This window comes from Streptomyces sp. NPDC059002 (assembly GCF_042740435.1).
Lineage (GTDB): Bacteria > Actinomycetota > Actinomycetes > Streptomycetales > Streptomycetaceae > Streptomyces.
In genome coordinates this window covers 1-15,152 of the sequence record NZ_JBHYJI010000038.1, presented here as the reverse complement: position 1 = coordinate 15,152, position 15,152 = coordinate 1, and the positions used below count along the sequence as shown (strand labels likewise).

The window sequence follows — 15,152 nt, the reverse complement described above, 5'->3', positions numbered from 1 at the left end:
TGTTGTCGGTGGGGCGGGCGGGCCGCTGCTCGCTCCACGCGTGCCCCCCCACCCCGGCGGGGGGGGCGGGCGGCCCCCCCCCCTCCCCGCCCCTCGGGGCATTCACCGGGCAGCCTCATGAAAATGAAGGATCCACGCGTCCACGTCGCAGCGAGTTCCGGCCGGATCGACATTCAATTGCTCGGCGACTTCGAGCGACGCCCGCTCCGCATCCCAATTGCTCCGCTGCAGCGCGAGCCACATCATCGTGCCCTTCGGGCCGCACCGGTGGCTCTTTCCGGTGTGCGGCGAGGCAAGCTCGAGGAACCCGTCGGGCAGTACCCGGGGAACGACGTCCGGTTCATTCCTCATGTCGTAAAGCTCCCCCGTATCTGCCCTGCCCGCCATCAACGTCACGCCCCGCGCTGCCACTTGTGCGCCGTACGAGCGGTCTGGGGCGAAAGCCGCTTGGTTCCTTGTGAATTCTTTCGGCCATGCGGGCTGCCTGTCCTGGCCACATATCTTCCGATCCTCTTCGTGATGTGTGTGAGAACCCGACGCTACTCCTTGGAATGGCAGGCGAAAATGGCCCTGGCGACACTTTCTGGGGTGGTATTAGCCGTCGTGCGGAAGGGGAGATTTCTCCCCCTTGACAGGAGTTCCCGAAGCCTCCTTGCCGACCCCCCTCGGGGACCGCCCCCGGCGCCGAAGTAGAGAAACTTCTACCTTCGATCCACCTGCTAAGGCCAATGTGCCGGACGGCGCTCTGTTCCTAACGTTGACTCCGACACCGCGCCGAAGCGCGACACCTTCTGGGGAGCCCGAGTGCAGACAGCAGACAACGCCCGACAGTCACAGGCCGTACGCCTTGACACCGTTTCGAAGATCTACGGCCACGGCGACAACGAGGTGGCTGCGCTCAGGGACTTCACGATGAGCTTCGCCTCCGGCACGTTCACCGCCGTGATGGGCCCGTCCGGCTCCGGCAAGAGCACCTTCCTGCACTGTGCCGCGGGCCTGGTCCGGCCCACATCCGGCGCCGTCACCGTCGGCGGCACCGACCTCTCGGGCCTGGACGACGTGCAGCTGACCAAGCTGCGCCGCGACCACATCGGCTTCATCTTCCAGTCGTTCAACCTGCTGCCGGCGCTGACCGTGATGCAGAACATCATGCTGCCGCTGCAGTTGGCGGGTACCCGCCCCGACAAGGCGCTCGTCAAGACCGTCGTCCAGCGCGTGGGCCTGTCCGAGCGGCTCGGGCACCTGCCGAGCCAGCTCTCCGGAGGCCAGCAGCAGCGGGTGGCCATCGCCCGCGCCCTGGTGACACGCCCCGCCGTGATCTTCGCCGACGAACCCACCGGCGCCCTGGACACCCGCACCGCGGGTGCCGTCCTCGGACTCCTGCGCGAGTCGGTGACCGCCGCCGGGCAGACCCTGGTCATGGTCACGCACGACCCGGTGGCCGCCTCGTACGCCGACCGCGTCGTCTTCCTCGCCGACGGCACGTTCGTCGGGGAGCTGCACCGGCCGACCGCCGATGCCGTTGCCGCCCGCATGACCCGGCTCGGTGCCTGGGACGACGAGGACTACCAGTCGGCTTCCACCGCCGTGGGGGGACAGTACTGATGTGGTCCCTCGCACTGCGCACCCTGAAGTTCCGCAAAACCAGCTTCGTCGCCACGTTCCTCGCCATGTTCCTCGGCGCCGCCATCGTCATCGGCTGCGGCGGCCTGATGGAGACCGGCGTACGCATGGAAGCCGCCCCGCAGCGCCTGGACCGCGCCTCGGTCGTCGTCACCGGTGAGCAGTCCTACGACGACACCGCGCTCACCGAGCGCCGTCACATCGACGCCGGTCTGGTCGAGAAGGTCGCCGCCGTCGACGGTGTGCGCAAGGCCGTCGGCGATGTCTCGTTCCCCGCCTCCGTCCTCAAGGACGGCAAGCCGGTCACCGGTGGGTCGGATTCGACGGACTCCTACGGCCACGGCTGGTCCGGGGCCCAGCTCACCCCCTACACTCTCGCCGCCGGTGAAGCCCCCGCCGCCGACGGCGAGATCGTCCTCGACCAGCGGCTCGCCGACCGCATGGACGTCAAGCCCGGCGCCGACGTCGACCTCGCGGTCAAGGGCCGGACCGAGAGCTTCCGGGTCAGCGGCATCGCCGCCCAGAGCGGCGACAGCAACCCGGACGCGGCCGTGTTCTTCACCGACGACGAGGCGCGCCGCCTGGCAGGCGCGGGCGGCGCGATCGACTCCATCGGCGTGCTCACCGACTCCGGCACCGACGTGTCCGCCCTGAGTTCGGCGGTCAAGTCCGCAGTCGGGGACCGGGCCGAGGTACTCACCGGCGCCCAGCGCGGCCTCGCCGAACTGCCCGGCACCCTCTCCAGCCAGCGGACCATCGTCATCCTCGCCGCCATCTTCGGCAGCTCGGTCGTCCTGATCGTGATGTTCGGCGTCGCCTCCACCCTCGGCCTCTCCCTGCAACAGCGCGCCCGCGAGATGGCGTTGCTGCGCGCGGTGGGCGCCACCCCCCAGCAGCTCCGCCGCATGATCCTGTGCGAGACCGCCGTGCTGTCCGTGGCGTCGGTGGCCCTCGCCCTCGCTCCCGGGTACCTCGTGGGCAAGCTGCTCTTCGGCGTCCTCAGTGACAGCGGCGTGGTCTCCGACGCGGTCGTCTACCGCGCGGGCTGGGTCCCGATGGCCGTCGGCGCGGTCACCACCGTCCTGGCCGCCGCTCTCGCCACCCGCTTCGCGGGACGGCGTGCCGCACGCACCGAACCGGTCGCGGCCCTCGCCGAATCCACCGCGGGCACCCGCTGGTTCACTGTCCCGAAGCTGGTGCTCGCGCTGTTCTTCATCGCCAACGGCATCGGCCTCGCCGTGGCCACCGCCACCGTCATGGAGGACGGCCCGACCCTGGCCAGCACCGCGGGCCCTGCCTGTGTGCTGTTCTGCATCGGCCTCGCGCTGCTCGCCCCCGGCATCACCAAGGTCATGGTGGCGATGGTTCGCCTCCCGGTCCGCGCGCTGTCCGGCCTCTCCGGCTATCTCGCCCTGCGCAACGCGACCACCTCCAACGTCCGCATGGCGGGCGCCATCGCGCCGATCGTCCTGCTCATCGGCATCGCGACCGGCACCCTCTACATGCAGTCCACCGAGGACGACGTCTCCGCACGCTCCTACGCCGACAACATCCTCGCCGACTACGTCCTCGACTCCACCACCGGCGGCTTCGCTCCCGGCGTCGTCGACAAGGTCCGGGAGACCGCAGGAGTGTCCGGCGCCTCCGAACTCGTCACCAGCCGCGGCTTCGTGGACGCACCCGACGGCCGCGCCGACCTCGACCTGCGCGGCGTCTCCGCCGACGGCGTCCGCAAGACGCTCGACCTGAAGCCCGTCGCGGGCGACCTGGCCGCTCTCAAGGGCAACACCGTGGCCCTGTCCGAGAAGAAGGCCGACGCGTTCGGTGTGAAGGTCGGTGACCGCCTTCCGATGCATCTCGGCGACGGCTTCCGGACCAGCCCCACCGTCGTCGCGCTCTACAAGGACAACCCCAAGCAGCAGTACCTGGTGCTGCCCGCACGGACGCTCGCCCCGCACACCACCGACGGCCTGCCGCAGCAGATCCTCGTCACCTCGGCCTCCGGCGCCGACGGGGTGCACGCCCGCCTCGCCGACCTGGCCGCGGCCGTGCCGGGCACCGAGCTCGACGACAGCTCCTCGCTCGCCGGCCGGAACAACCAGATCCAGCAGATCCTGGTCTCCGCCAACTACACGATCGTCGCCATGATCGTGGGGTACGCGGCCATCACGGTGGTGAACACCCTGGTGGCGGTGACCCGCAAGCGGCGGGCCGAGTTCGGCCTCCAGCAGCTGACCGGCGCGACCCGCGGCCAGGTGCTCGGCATGCTCACCGTCGAGGGCGCCCTGATCGCCGTCATCGCCACGGTGCTCGGCACCGCGGCCTCGGCGACGACCATCGTCCCGTACAGCCTCGTCAAGAACGACTCGATCATGCCCTCCGGATCGATCGGCATCTACCTCGCCATCGTCGGCGGATCGCTGCTGCTGATCTTCGGCGCCACCCTGTTCCCCTCGTGGCGCGGCATGCGCCAGCCCGCGGTGGACACCGTCAAGGCCGCGTGAGCCGTTCCCGAACCGGGCGGTCCCTGCCACCCCCGGGCAGGGGCCGCCCCCTTTTCTCCGCCACCGCCCACGATGGGAGCATGACGGCATGACAACCGTGCCGGTCCCATGGCGCGCACTGAGCCGCCGCGCCGTCCTGGACACGTCGGTGGGTGTGCTGATCGCCGCCGGGACCATGGCGTCACTCGGACTCTTCCTGGTGACCACCTACTTCGTGATCCTGTGCGTCATCGGCATCGGCTTCGTCGCCCTGCCCTACCTCACCCGGGCCATCCGCCGGCTCTGCGACCTCAGCCGTGGCGCCGCGGCCCGCTCCGGGGTCCCGGTCGAGGCGCCGTACCTGCCGGAACCGCAGGAGGTCGAGCGGGACATCGTCGGATGGATGCGCCGCTGCAAGTGGATCCTCACCGACCCCGCCACCTGGCGGGACCTGCTGTGGCTGCTCCTGAACACCGTCGTCGGCTTCGTCGCCCTGCTGCCCTGCGCGGTCCTCTACTACGCGGGCGAGGGCCTCGTCCTGGCCTGCGGCCTGTGGCGGCCTCTCGCGGCCGACGGCGAAGGCCGGATGTACGCGTTCATCACCGTGGACAGCTGGCCGACCGCTCTGGCGGCGGGCGCGGCCGCCGTCGGGCTGCTGGCCGCCTGGCCGTTCGTCGGGCCGCCCGTCCTCAAGGGGTACGCGTACTTCTGCCGCTTCCTGCTCGGTCCCACCGAGCGCACCCGCCTCGCCTCCCGGGTGCGCCACCTGGCCGAGACCCGCTCCGGCGCCCTGGACACCCAGGCGGCCGAGCTGCGCCGCATCGAGCGCGACCTGCACGACGGCGCGCAGGCCCGGCTCGTCAGCCTGGGCCTCAAACTCGGCGCCGTGGACCGGAAGATGGGCCACGACATCGAGGAGGCGCGCAAGCTGCTGCGCGAGGCCCGCAGTTCCTCCGTCTGCGCCCTGACCGAACTGCGTGACCTGGTCCGGGGCATCCACCCGCCGGTCCTGGCCGAGCGCGGCCTCGCCGACGCCCTGCGCGCCCTCGGCATCGCGAGCCCGCTGCCCGTCACGGTCGACGTCGACCTGCCCGCGCAGCTTCCCCCGCCGGTCGAGTCCGCCACGTACTTCTCCGTGTCCGAGCTGCTGACCAACGCGCTCAAGCACGCGGAAGCGGAGCGCGTCGAGATCACCGCTCGGTATGCGCAGGGCGTGCTGTATGCCCAGGTCACGGACGACGGACGGGGCGGTGCGGACTGCTCGGCCGGGACCGGACTGGAGGGAATCCGCCGACGCCTGGCAACCTTTGACGGGACGTTGGAGATCGACAGTCCCTCCGGCGGCCCGACCACGACAAAGATGGAGATACCGTGCGTGTTGTCCTCGCCGAAGACCTCTTCCTCCTGAGGCAGGGGCTCATCCAGCTTCTGGAGGATTACGACTTCAAGGTGGCGGCCGCGGTGGACAACGGCGAGGACCTGGCCGCCGCCCTCACCGAACACCGGCCCGACATCGCCATCGTGGACGTGCGCTTACCTCCGACGTTCACCACCGAGGGCCTGCAGGCCGCCCTCAAGGCCCGCCGCGAACGGCCCGGCCTGCCGATCCTCGTACTGTCCCAGCACGTCGAGCAGATGTACGCCCGGGAGCTGCTGGCGGACGGCACCGGCGGCATCGGCTATCTCCTCAAGGACAGTGTGTTCGACGACGAGCAGTTCATCGGCGCCGTCCGGCGCGTCGCCGCCGGCGGCACCGCCATGGACCCCGCCGTCGTCGCCCAGCTCATGACCAGCCACTCCAGGGACGAACCGCTGGCCACGCTCACCGGCCGCGAGCGCACCGTCCTGGAGCTCATGGCCGAGGGCTGCTCCAACACCGCCATCGCCCAGCGCCTGTGCGTCAGTGAGGGCGCCGCCGCGAAGCACATCTCCAACATCTTCGTGAAGCTGATGCTCCCGCCGTCCAGCGACAGCAACCGCCGCGTCCTCGCGGTCCTGGCCTACCTCAACGCGTGACGGGTCGGGGGAGGCAACGGACAAGGGGCGGTAGGGGTCCCGGAGGCGGCCGCTGATCGGCGAGGCTGCTGTTCCGGAGTGCCCGTACTACGAGAGGAACGCCCGCCCATGGCAACGCCCGCCGGGGACGACGCACTGTGGATACGCCGCTACCGCCCCCGCCCGGACGGCGCGGTGAGACTGGTCTGCCTGCCGCACGCGGGCGGCTCCGCCAGCTTCTTCCACCCGATGGCGACAGGGATGCCGGACTCCGTGGACGTCCTGGCCGTCCAGTATCCCGGCCGCCAGGACCGCAGGACCGAGCCGTGCGTCCCCACGGTCGGGGACCTCGCCGACCACGTCACCAGGGCGCTGCTGCCGTGGGCGGACCGGCCGTTGCTGTTCTTCGGCCACAGCCTGGGCGCCACGCTCGGCTTCGAGGTGGCCCGCCGCCTGGAGAACGACCACGGAGTCGTGCCGCTCGGCCTCTTCGCCTCCGCGCGGCGTGCGCCGTCGCGCACGCGCTCGGAGACGGTCCACCTGCGGGACGACGAAGGAATCATCCAAGAGATGCGGGAGCTGAGCGGCACGAACTCCGCGATCCTGGACGACGAGGAGCTGATCCGTATGGCCCTCCCGGCGATCCGCGCCGACTACCGGGCCGTGGAGACCTACGTGTACGAGCCGGGCCCCAAGCTCCACTGCCCGGTGGTGAGTCTCGTCGGCGACACCGACCCCAAGGTCACCCTCGACGAGGCCAGGGCATGGGCCGAACACACCGAAGGCCCCTTCGAGTTCCGGGTGTTCAAGGGCGGACACTTCTACCTCTCGTCCCACCAGGCCGAGATCATGCGACTCATCGCCGATCGATCGCCGACGGCGTCCGTGACGTCGCCGAGGCCCGCGAACGCGTAGCTGACGGAGGGGCGTTCGCCGCCATGGGCCGCGCCGAGCCGGGTACCTTGCGCCCCGTGGTCCCGTTACCCAACACGCGCGGGTTTCCCGCATGCTTCAGGCGTTCAGCGCTGCCCTGCGCGCCACCGCGCCGGGCAGCGCCAGCACACACAGCTGAACCGAGCACACCGCCGCCTGAAGGACCACAGCATGAGTTCGGCACCGTCGGCTGGATCCAGGAGCACCGGTGTCTGCGTCAGGTGTGCCAGCAGCTCTCTGCGACGTGGATGAAGCCGCGTACCAGTGGGCTGCCTGCTGTCGTCCTCGGCCAGGCCACGACGAGATCACTGGGCGGGCGGTCGCTCAGCGGGACGACGACCAGGCCGGCGGGCAACGGCTGATCGATGGGAGCGAGAGCCGATGTGCCGTTCCACAGGACCGCTTGCAGGCACTCCTGGATCGTTCGCATGACCGGCGACGCGTCGCTGTTTCCACTGCCGGTCCAGTACGCCGTCCACGCCGGATCGGTGCCGTCCGGCAGCCGGACCCATGGGCGGTCGGCGAGGTCGGCCGACGCGACCGAGGAGTGACCGGCGAGTGGATCATCATCCCGCATCACTACGCCGACGGGTACCGAGCGCAGGACGTGGGTGCTGATGCCGGTTTCGTCGAAGGGAGTTCGGGTGATTGCCACGTCGACCAGCCCGGCGCGGAGTCCGGCTGTCGGGTCGCCGAGGTCCGATTCGTGGATGGTGACGTGGACGTGCGGATGGCGGGCCCGGAAGAGGGGGACCAGTCGGCCGCCGACTTTTTCGGCCGCGTCCGCCAGGGTCCCGATGGCGAGGGGCTCCGTGCCCGCCGTAGCGGCCACTCGCCTGCGGATCCGGTCGGCCTGCCCCAACAACGCCCCCGTTTCGTCGTACAGAACCTCTCCAGCGGGCGTGAGGGTGACGCCCTTGGGGGTGCGTTCGAACAGGAGGACGCCGAGTTCGTCCTCGAGCCGCCGGATCGCGCGGCTCAGTGGTGGCTGCGTCATGTGAAGGCGGTTCGCCGCCCGGCCGATATGGCACTCCTCGGCGACGGCGATGAAATACCGGAGCGAACGAAGGTCCACCTCGAGCACGATACCCGTGCGGTATCGGACGTTCCCAACAGGTCTTGGACAGCGGACAACGCGACGGCCAACGATGGAAGCAGCAGAGCCGACGAGGAGGAGTATTCATGGCCACCCCTGCCCTCACGGTCGGGTGCTTCCCGTACGACACGACGCGGGCGCTGTTCGATGGGACCGTAAGCATCGACGGCATCGACGGCATCGACGGCACCGACGGCATCGACGTCACGATGAAGACCGCGGCGACCCTGCCGGAGCTCTTCGACCGACTGATCCGCGGGAACGAGTTCGACGTCGCTGAGCTCGGTCTCACGTTCTACCTGCGGTTACTGGAGACCGGACTGCCGTTCGTAGCGTTGCCGGTGTTCCCGAACCGCGTGTTCCGTCACTCGTGCATCTTCGTCAATGTCCACAGCGGGATCACGGAGCCGGGAGATCTGGCGGGCAGGACCATCGGCGAGTTCGGCGTCTACGGTCAGGACTCCGGTGTGTGGGCCAAAGGGATCCTGATGGACGAGTACGGATTCAAACCCGAGGAGAGCCGTTGGGTGATCGGCGGCCTTGAGTACCCCGCGCCCCCCTTCGACTTCATCCCCCATCCGCACCCGGCCGAAGTCGACGTGCGCGTCGCGCCCGAAGGAAAGACACTGAGCGCGATGCTCGACGCCGGTGAGATCGACGCGCTGTTCTCGGCGAATGTCCCGCAGTGCGTGCTCGACGGATCCATGAACGTCACCCGGCTGTTCGCCGACTTCGAGCCGCTGGAACGCGACTACTACCGGCGAACCGGCATTTTCCCGATGATGCACACCATCGTCATCCGGCGGGAACTGCTGCAGGACCATCCCGGACTCGCGCACGGCGTCTACCGTGCCTTCTCCCGGGCGAAGGACGCCGCTGCCGAAAGCTACCGCCAAAGCCGCAGGCTCTACCAGATCCAGACCATGATTCCGTGGATGAACGCCCTGGTGGACCGCAACGGTGAAGAGTTCCCCGAGGACTGGTGGCCCTACGGCATCGCGGCCAACCGCGCCGCCCTCGACGTATACCTGCGCTACCACTACCAGCAGGGCCTGACCAGCCGGCAGTGGAGGATCGAGGACGTCTTCGCCGCGGAATTGCTCAACACGTAGCCGCCGTCCCCTGGTTCCCTGTCAAACGCCTCGATTGGATGACACAGGACACTTGGAGAGAGGCATCGCGGCCTTCGAGTAGTTCCAGGCCGTGTCCTCTGACATCGAGCCTGGACCGTTTGTCAGTGAACCTGGACAGGCAGGCTGGGCGTACTGCACAGGATCTCGCTGCGCGGGAGGGCCATGCCGAGACCGTCCGCCTGCTCCTTGCGGCTGGGGCGGACCCGCAGCAGCAGACAGGTGAGTACGACGAGATGACCCCTTTGCGCCAGGCAGCGATGCACGGGCACACAGAAGTGGTGGGAGTCCTTCTCGATGCCGGTGCCCCTACCGGTGCCCAGGGCAGGATGGGGTACGTGCCATTGGTGCTGGCGGCGACGTCCGGAGACCACGGACACCCGCAGACTGTGGACCTGCTTCTGGACCTCGATGTCAGAGGACAGCCCGTCTTCAACGCATTGGCGAACCACATCACCTGAGAAGCCGTTGTCTTTCCGGATGTGATCGCTGAGTTTCCGCTGTTGAGGCATGGGTTCGTCATCTCTGCGGGATGGTCGGGACGGTGAATTCGTTCTCGGCGGCGGGGAGTTGAGCGGTGACGTCGGTGATGGGGCTGCTGGAGGAGCGGGAGGCGGCTGCCCGGGTGCGGGCCGAGGAGGTTCGGGCGGATAGGTCCGGGTCTGGCTGAGGGCCGACGGTGTCGGCTGAAAGACGGCGCTTGGGCGCCGCGGCCTGCGGACAGGCTTTCTGCCGCGCATCGATTGCGGAGCAGCGGACGGGGGCGAAGCGTTGGCACCGGACAGCCCGGGTGACAGGCCACTGATCATGCTGGTGGGCATGGGGGATCTGTCCGCCAAAGTGCTCGACCTGCTGCTCAGCCGTCCTGCGCCCCCGCGCATCGTTGTGGCGGGCGGAACCTGGAACGCATCCGGCTGCGGGAGAATCTGAGCCGGTTCTCGGTGGCCAACCTCGGCTTCTTCGCCGACCTCACCAGCGTGCGCCTGGACTTGTGGGACATCGATGCGAGCGCGGAGGCCTTGGAGCGCATCCGGCCGGACATCGTCTTCATGGGGGCGTCCCTGCAGCCGTGGTGGCACATCACCCAGCTGCCGCCGGAGGTGTTCGCGGAACTCGACCAGGCACGGTTCGGGCCCTGGCTGCCCATGCACCTGACCCTGGTCCATCGGCTGATGCAAGCCGTCAGGTCGTCCGGTATCCAGGCAACGGTGGTCAACGCCGCCTACCCCGACGCGGTCGGCCCCGTCCTCGCCGCCGCCGGCCTCGCACCGGACCTCGGCATCGGCGACGTCGCCAATATCGTCCCTGGCCTGGCCTGGCCTGGCCTACGCCGTCGCCCACACCCTTGACGTGCCGCCCGAGCTCGTCGAACTCCGCCTCGTCACGCAGCACTTCCTCAGCTACAACGCACCGCGCACCGGCCACGCCGACCCTGCGCACTACCACCTCTCCTGCCGGGTCGACGGCGCTCCCGTGACCGGCGAGCTGGACACCGAGGATCTCTTCTCCCAGCTGGGCGGGCGCTTCGAGCGGCTCGGGGGCCGCGAGGGCCAGCTGCTGACGGCCTCCTCCGCGGTCCAGGTCCTGGCCGCGCTGGCCGCCCACAGTGACGTCCTCGTCCATGCCCCCGCGCCGGGCGGCCTGCCCGGCGGCTACCCGGTCCGTCTTCGCGGAGGCGCCAGGGTCGACCTCGGCCCGCGGCTGACCCTGGGGGAGGCAGTCCGCATCAACGAGGAGTGCCAGCGCGCGGACGGCATCGAATCCATCGCAGCGGATGGCACGGTGACCTTCACCGGCCCGGAGATGGCCGTCATGAAACGCCTGCTGGGTTACGAATGCCGCACCATGCCCCTCGCCGACACGGCCCACCGGGCCGAGGAACTGGGCAGGAAATACCGGCAATTGACCGAAAGCTGAGATCACATCACGGCGACGACCCGCCGTTGCCCGATGCGCAATGGACGCGGATCGAGACGCTGTGACCGTCACGGGCTCCGGGCGGCCAAGTTTTTTCAGCCATCAAGTGGCGACAAGCTCACTGCCATACCCGGAGTCCTCGGGTCCACCGATCCTACGAATGACCGGCGTAAGCCCGCGCCAAAACGGTAGGACAAGCTCAGGGTGAGGCGCGAGGCGCCTCCGGCGGCGAGGTCGAGGGCGTGGCCGTCTTCGGTGAGTCGGATGCGGCTGAAGGATGTGCTCGGCCACCAGGGGTATTCCTGGGCGAGATAAAGGGGCCCGCTGAATCCTCCATAGGCGGCGCGGTCGCCCTCCTTGGGCAGGGCGTACGCGTGCCAGGCGCCTTGGTCGGCGAAGACGTTGACGGGGTTGATGCTGCTGCCCGCGCGGCCGGGCTGCGCGGTGGTGGGGGTGCCGTGCAGGTCGAGGACGTCGGCGTAGTCGGCGGCCCGGAGGGTGGTGGGCGTCGGGGCGGCGGCGCCCGCCGGTGGCGTGGCCAGGGTGGCGCTCCCCGCGAGGAGTAGGGCCGCGGTAGCGCGACGCGGGACGTGCGGGCCCTGGTCACGTGGGCATTCCTCCGGGGGAGTCGGGGAGCCATGCCGGGCAAGGACCGATGCGGGACGTGATCCGCATTGTCACGAGCGCGGCAGGCAACAACCCCCGGTGGGTAAGCGGTACTTGGAGAGGGTGGGGCGAGCGGAGAAAGCCCGTGCTTGGTGCTTGGTGCCGAGTCAGAGGGGGCTCGCTCGGAACGCTCCCCACGTCTTCTTGCCGACAATGCCGTCGTACGGCTTGACCCTGGCAATGCTCTGGAACCACTTGACGGCCTTGCGCGTATTGTCGCCGAACTGGCCGTCAACCTTCAGCCGCTTGTGGCCCGTCCATATCCAATATGTCTTTTGGTTGATCAGGGACTGGATCTCCTTGACGGCAAGATGGTTGGGACTGCCGTAGCCGATCTCGGCTGTTCCGCTGTAATAGCCGCACCAGTTGCCGAAGTTGGAGTAGTACACGCAGGTGCCCGGAGCCTGTACTTGCACGGAGTTCTTCGCCTCACCGGTATCCGCCGAAGAAGCGGCCGCGCCCGGTCCGAGCGTCAACGCGCCGCCACCTGCCAGCAGGGCAGTCAGAACGCCGATCGCAACCCTGTTCCGCATATTGCTTCCCCCTGTTCGTGAAAGTGGCACTGACTGGCGCCATCTGAGGAAAGGCTAGGGCCGCTCGTTCGGCCATGTCGTCCGGCGGCCGGTTGACCCGGCGCTCAACCTTTGAGGTAGGGGAGGTAAACCAGGGCTGTAGTCGGGAGTTCTCGTCAACCGGCGCGGTAGGTGTCCTGCATTACTGGTCTTCGGCGATGCCGTCGCCCGCCGGCGTCGCGCGCGCGAGGAAGTCGGCGTCGCGCTCGCCGCGGGCCTCGGTGAGCAGGGAGGTGAGTTCGGCGTGCCACAACTGGACGCGGCCACGGCTTCGTGACCCGCAGGCGGCGGACCGCTGGACCTGGCTCGTCATCGTCGCGCACACCCAACTCCGCCTCGCCGCACTGCTCGCGGTCGACCGGCGCAAGCCCTGGGAGAAGACCACGCGTCCCGGCGAGACGCTGACACCGACGCGCGTCCGGCGCGGGTTCCGGCACACCCGTCCGCGCCTCGCGTGTCCGGCCCGTGCATGAGATTGCCTGGGGCGCGGACCAGATCATTGGAGACGGAGACGGGACAGTCTTCACCGGATTCGAGCTTCACCGGATTCGAGGAGCTCGGTCGCCGCTGTCCTGTCCCACTCAACCGTAGGCAGCGTGGTGTTCCATCACGGAGCCAGGTCAGCAGGCGCCGTTGAGTTGGTCGCGACGTGCGGGTGATCGTGGCTCTGGGAGTCGGTTTGGCGTTCCTGACTTGTTGGGAGAGTCGGCCTGCGTCGGTTTCACGGATCAGTTCTTGAGAGCGGATGCGGTGCGACTCGAAGTGCATGCCGTTCGTTCCTCCTGCTTGATCTCCGTGACGTCGGCGATCACGCAGCTGACGTTGTCGGGTCCGCCGGAGCCGTTGGCGAGGGTGATGAGTTCGCGGACAGCCTGTTCGGGGGTGCTGATCTCGGAGAGCACTCGGCGGACTTCTTCGGTCGGTACGACGGTCGACAGACCGTCGGAGCAGAGCAGATATCGATCCCCGCGCTGGGCGTCGTGGAGGCGCAAGTCAGTGGTGGTATCGGCCCTTTGGCCCAGGACCCGGACCAACAGCGATCGTTGGGGGTGGGAGGCGGCTTCTTCCAGGGTGAGCCGTCCTTCGTCGACCATCGTCTGGACCATGGTGTGGTCGTGGGTGATCTGGCACAGATCTCCGTCGCGCAGGAGGTAGACGCGGCAGTCGCCGATGTGGACGAGGCCCAGCTGCGATCCGGTCCAGAGCATCGCGGTGAGTGTGGTGCCGGTGTCTTCGGGCGAGGAGCCGCTCCCGGCGACGTCGTGCACGGCCTGTTTGGCCTGTTCGATGACGTCTGCGAGGACGTTGAGGAGATCACCGGCCGGGATGCTGTCGGTTTCGAGGTGCTTGAGTGCGTCGACGGCGGCTGCGCTGGCAGGGGCTCCTTGGCTGCCGCAGCCGTCGGCGACGGCGAGCAGGCGGGGACCGGCGTAGGCGGTGTCCTGGTTGCTCTCGCGGACCAGGCCCGTGTCGGACAGAGCGGCGTAACGGATTCCCAGAGGTTTGGCGGTGGGGGACATGGCGGGGTCCTTCCTGGACAGGTGGTCGATGAGGAAGGTGGCCAGGTCCCGCCGTGCGGCGGTGTCGGCCTCGACCTGGGCCCAGAACACGCGGACCTCCTGGGCTGCCGCGCCTGCATCCAGCGTGCGGACGTGCTGGATGCGGGCCAGAGGCATTCCCAGGCGGCGGAGCCAGGCGACCAGCCTGGCCTGCTCCAGTTGTTCCGGTGCGTAGAGGCGGTAGCCGGTCACCGGGTCGACACGGGCGGGGGTCAGCAGCCCGAGTTCGTCGTAAAGACGCAGTGCCTTCGGCGACAGCCGGGACGCCTTCGCGAATGCCCCAATGGTCAGCAACCCCATGCTCGTTCCTCCTCATGCCGAGCACGTCGCCCGGCTCAACCGATGCTGTGGGTTCCCCCAAGGTGAAGGTCAACCAAGGGTTCTGCCCGGCGCCGTCCGATGGTCTCCCACTCGGCTGGGGGGGGCAGCGTGATCAGCCGAGAACGCCGGGGAGTGTCCACTGGGTTCCCTGGGCTGCTTGCGTCGTTGGCCGGTTATGGATCGTGTGGTGGCGGCGGGCTTCCGTAGGCTCGGCAGCACGGGATTCGCATGTCTCACGAGTAGCCCTGGGGGTTGGCGTGCTGTACGCATTCGCCTTTGAGCGGATCGGCGTCGTGGTGAGCGATCTCTACTTCCTCAATCCGAATCCGCTGCACGGACAGGAGACCCCTGAGCGCGGGGTACGGCTGGAGCTACGAGTCTTCGAAAGTGGCGAGTTGCCCGGTTCCATCTACTCGGCACGCCCCATCACGATAGGCCGCCCGCTCTGGCGGGTGGATCTCCTCCAAGACGCGCATGCCGCTCCGAACACATTCGACCGTACGCACCACCACCCCGACGTCGTCGGCTGGGAACCCGGCCCGCGGACTTTCGTCGAGGAGTTGTCCAACGATCCGCTGTCGTGGCTGACGGGCAAACTCACCGACATCTCCAGCCTGTTGCATGAGACCGGCATCTCTCCGGAGGACATCTCGGCGGCGGATGCAGACAGTCTTCGCACAGCGGCGCCCGAGATCGTGGGCACCGTCCGTCAGCTGCTGGAGCGGGTCTGGGCCGGCGACTTAGGTCGCCCGAAGGACGACGTGGGCGCAGGAGTGGTGACGAGTATGAGGGCCAGCTGGCTCTAGGGGGTGTCTTTCCGATCATCGGATCGTTGGGTTCGGTGTGAGGGATGCAGC

16 protein-coding genes and 1 pseudogene are annotated in these 15,152 nt (G+C 68.7%); 11 read left to right on the top strand and 6 right to left on the bottom strand.

All coding sequences use genetic code 11. The features are described from left to right. Window positions 1-102: 102 nt before the first annotated feature. On the bottom strand, window positions 103-351 hold the full coding sequence (locus tag ACFWZ2_RS28770; RefSeq protein ID WP_384550504.1) for a hypothetical protein: 249 nt from the start codon (window positions 349-351) through the stop codon (window positions 103-105). 453 nt (window positions 352-804) lie between these two features. Here ACFWZ2_RS28770 and ACFWZ2_RS28765 point away from each other — a divergent pair, with 453 nt between their 5' ends. The 5 genes from ACFWZ2_RS28765 to ACFWZ2_RS28745 all read left to right on the top strand — a co-directional run bounded on the left by ACFWZ2_RS28765 (window position 805) and on the right by ACFWZ2_RS28745 (window position 7,016). Then, window positions 805-1,605: an ABC transporter ATP-binding protein gene (locus ACFWZ2_RS28765; protein ID WP_384550502.1), complete on the top strand. Its 801-nt coding sequence runs from the start codon at window positions 805-807 to the stop codon at window positions 1,603-1,605. Next, entirely contained in the window at window positions 1,605-4,127 is a 2,523-nt protein-coding gene (locus tag ACFWZ2_RS28760) for an FtsX-like permease family protein (RefSeq protein ID WP_384550500.1), read from the top strand. The genes ACFWZ2_RS28765 and ACFWZ2_RS28760 overlap by 1 nt, the downstream gene beginning before the upstream one ends. A gap of 88 nt (window positions 4,128-4,215) precedes the next feature. Further along, window positions 4,216-5,514 carry a sensor histidine kinase gene (locus ACFWZ2_RS28755; protein ID WP_384550498.1) on the top strand — a complete coding sequence of 433 codons (1,299 nt, stop codon included), beginning with the start codon at window positions 4,216-4,218 and terminating at the stop codon, window positions 5,512-5,514. After that, window positions 5,478-6,122: a response regulator gene (locus tag ACFWZ2_RS28750; RefSeq protein ID WP_384550496.1), complete on the top strand. Its 645-nt coding sequence runs from the start codon at window positions 5,478-5,480 to the stop codon at window positions 6,120-6,122. The genes ACFWZ2_RS28755 and ACFWZ2_RS28750 overlap by 37 nt, the downstream gene beginning before the upstream one ends. Before the next feature lie 108 nt (window positions 6,123-6,230). Continuing rightward, window positions 6,231-7,016 (top strand): thioesterase II family protein, encoded by a 786-nt coding sequence (locus tag ACFWZ2_RS28745; protein WP_384550494.1) that lies wholly within the window; start codon window positions 6,231-6,233, stop codon window positions 7,014-7,016. Window positions 7,017-7,251: 235 nt separating this feature from the next. Here ACFWZ2_RS28745 and ACFWZ2_RS28740 read toward each other — a convergent pair whose 3' ends face one another. Beyond that, window positions 7,252-8,109 carry a LysR family transcriptional regulator gene (locus ACFWZ2_RS28740; RefSeq protein WP_384550492.1) on the bottom strand — a complete coding sequence of 286 codons (858 nt, stop codon included), beginning with the start codon at window positions 8,107-8,109 and terminating at the stop codon, window positions 7,252-7,254. Window positions 8,110-8,216: 107 nt separating this feature from the next. Here ACFWZ2_RS28740 and ACFWZ2_RS28735 point away from each other — a divergent pair, with 107 nt between their 5' ends. The 4 genes from ACFWZ2_RS28735 to ACFWZ2_RS28720 all read left to right on the top strand — a co-directional run bounded on the left by ACFWZ2_RS28735 (window position 8,217) and on the right by ACFWZ2_RS28720 (window position 11,177). Then, window positions 8,217-9,242, top strand: a complete 1,026-nt coding sequence (locus ACFWZ2_RS28735) for a 4,5-dihydroxyphthalate decarboxylase (protein WP_384550491.1) — start codon at window positions 8,217-8,219, stop codon at window positions 9,240-9,242. 125 nt (window positions 9,243-9,367) lie between these two features. Continuing rightward, window positions 9,368-9,721 (top strand): ankyrin repeat domain-containing protein, encoded by a 354-nt coding sequence (locus tag ACFWZ2_RS28730; RefSeq protein ID WP_384550489.1) that lies wholly within the window; start codon window positions 9,368-9,370, stop codon window positions 9,719-9,721. Between the two features lie 480 nt (window positions 9,722-10,201). Continuing rightward, window positions 10,202-10,609 carry a hypothetical protein gene (locus ACFWZ2_RS28725; RefSeq protein ID WP_384550487.1) on the top strand — a complete coding sequence of 136 codons (408 nt, stop codon included), beginning with the start codon at window positions 10,202-10,204 and terminating at the stop codon, window positions 10,607-10,609. A 1-nt stretch (window position 10,610) separates the two neighbouring features. Further along, the gene (locus ACFWZ2_RS28720) at window positions 10,611-11,177 is read left to right on the top strand and encodes a hypothetical protein (protein ID WP_384550485.1); all 567 of its coding nucleotides are present in this window, start codon (window positions 10,611-10,613) and stop codon (window positions 11,175-11,177) included. A gap of 95 nt (window positions 11,178-11,272) precedes the next feature. On the opposite strand, the gene ACFWZ2_RS28715 is transcribed toward ACFWZ2_RS28720, so the two are convergent. From ACFWZ2_RS28715 to ACFWZ2_RS28705, 3 genes are all read right to left on the bottom strand, one after another. Then, window positions 11,273-11,593 (bottom strand): hypothetical protein, encoded by a 321-nt coding sequence (locus tag ACFWZ2_RS28715; protein WP_384550548.1) that lies wholly within the window; start codon window positions 11,591-11,593, stop codon window positions 11,273-11,275. 357 nt (window positions 11,594-11,950) lie between these two features. After that, window positions 11,951-12,376 carry a peptidoglycan-binding protein gene (locus tag ACFWZ2_RS28710; RefSeq protein ID WP_384550483.1) on the bottom strand — a complete coding sequence of 142 codons (426 nt, stop codon included), beginning with the start codon at window positions 12,374-12,376 and terminating at the stop codon, window positions 11,951-11,953. 181 nt (window positions 12,377-12,557) lie between these two features. Then, window positions 12,558-12,728: a hypothetical protein gene (locus ACFWZ2_RS28705; protein WP_384550556.1), complete on the bottom strand. Its 171-nt coding sequence runs from the start codon at window positions 12,726-12,728 to the stop codon at window positions 12,558-12,560. Here ACFWZ2_RS28705 and ACFWZ2_RS28700 point away from each other — a divergent pair. After that, window positions 12,670-12,885: pseudogene (locus ACFWZ2_RS28700) on the top strand (transposase); the annotation flags it as partial. The gene ACFWZ2_RS28705 and the pseudogene ACFWZ2_RS28700 overlap by 59 nt on opposite strands. A gap of 258 nt (window positions 12,886-13,143) precedes the next feature. Here ACFWZ2_RS28700 and ACFWZ2_RS28695 read toward each other — a convergent pair. After that, entirely contained in the window at window positions 13,144-14,274 is a 1,131-nt protein-coding gene (locus ACFWZ2_RS28695; protein ID WP_384550481.1) for a protein phosphatase 2C domain-containing protein, read from the bottom strand. A 278-nt stretch (window positions 14,275-14,552) separates the two neighbouring features. Here ACFWZ2_RS28695 and ACFWZ2_RS28690 point away from each other — a divergent pair, with 278 nt between their 5' ends. Further along, window positions 14,553-15,101 (top strand): hypothetical protein, encoded by a 549-nt coding sequence (locus ACFWZ2_RS28690; RefSeq protein ID WP_384550479.1) that lies wholly within the window; start codon window positions 14,553-14,555, stop codon window positions 15,099-15,101. Window positions 15,102-15,152 lie beyond the last annotated feature (51 nt).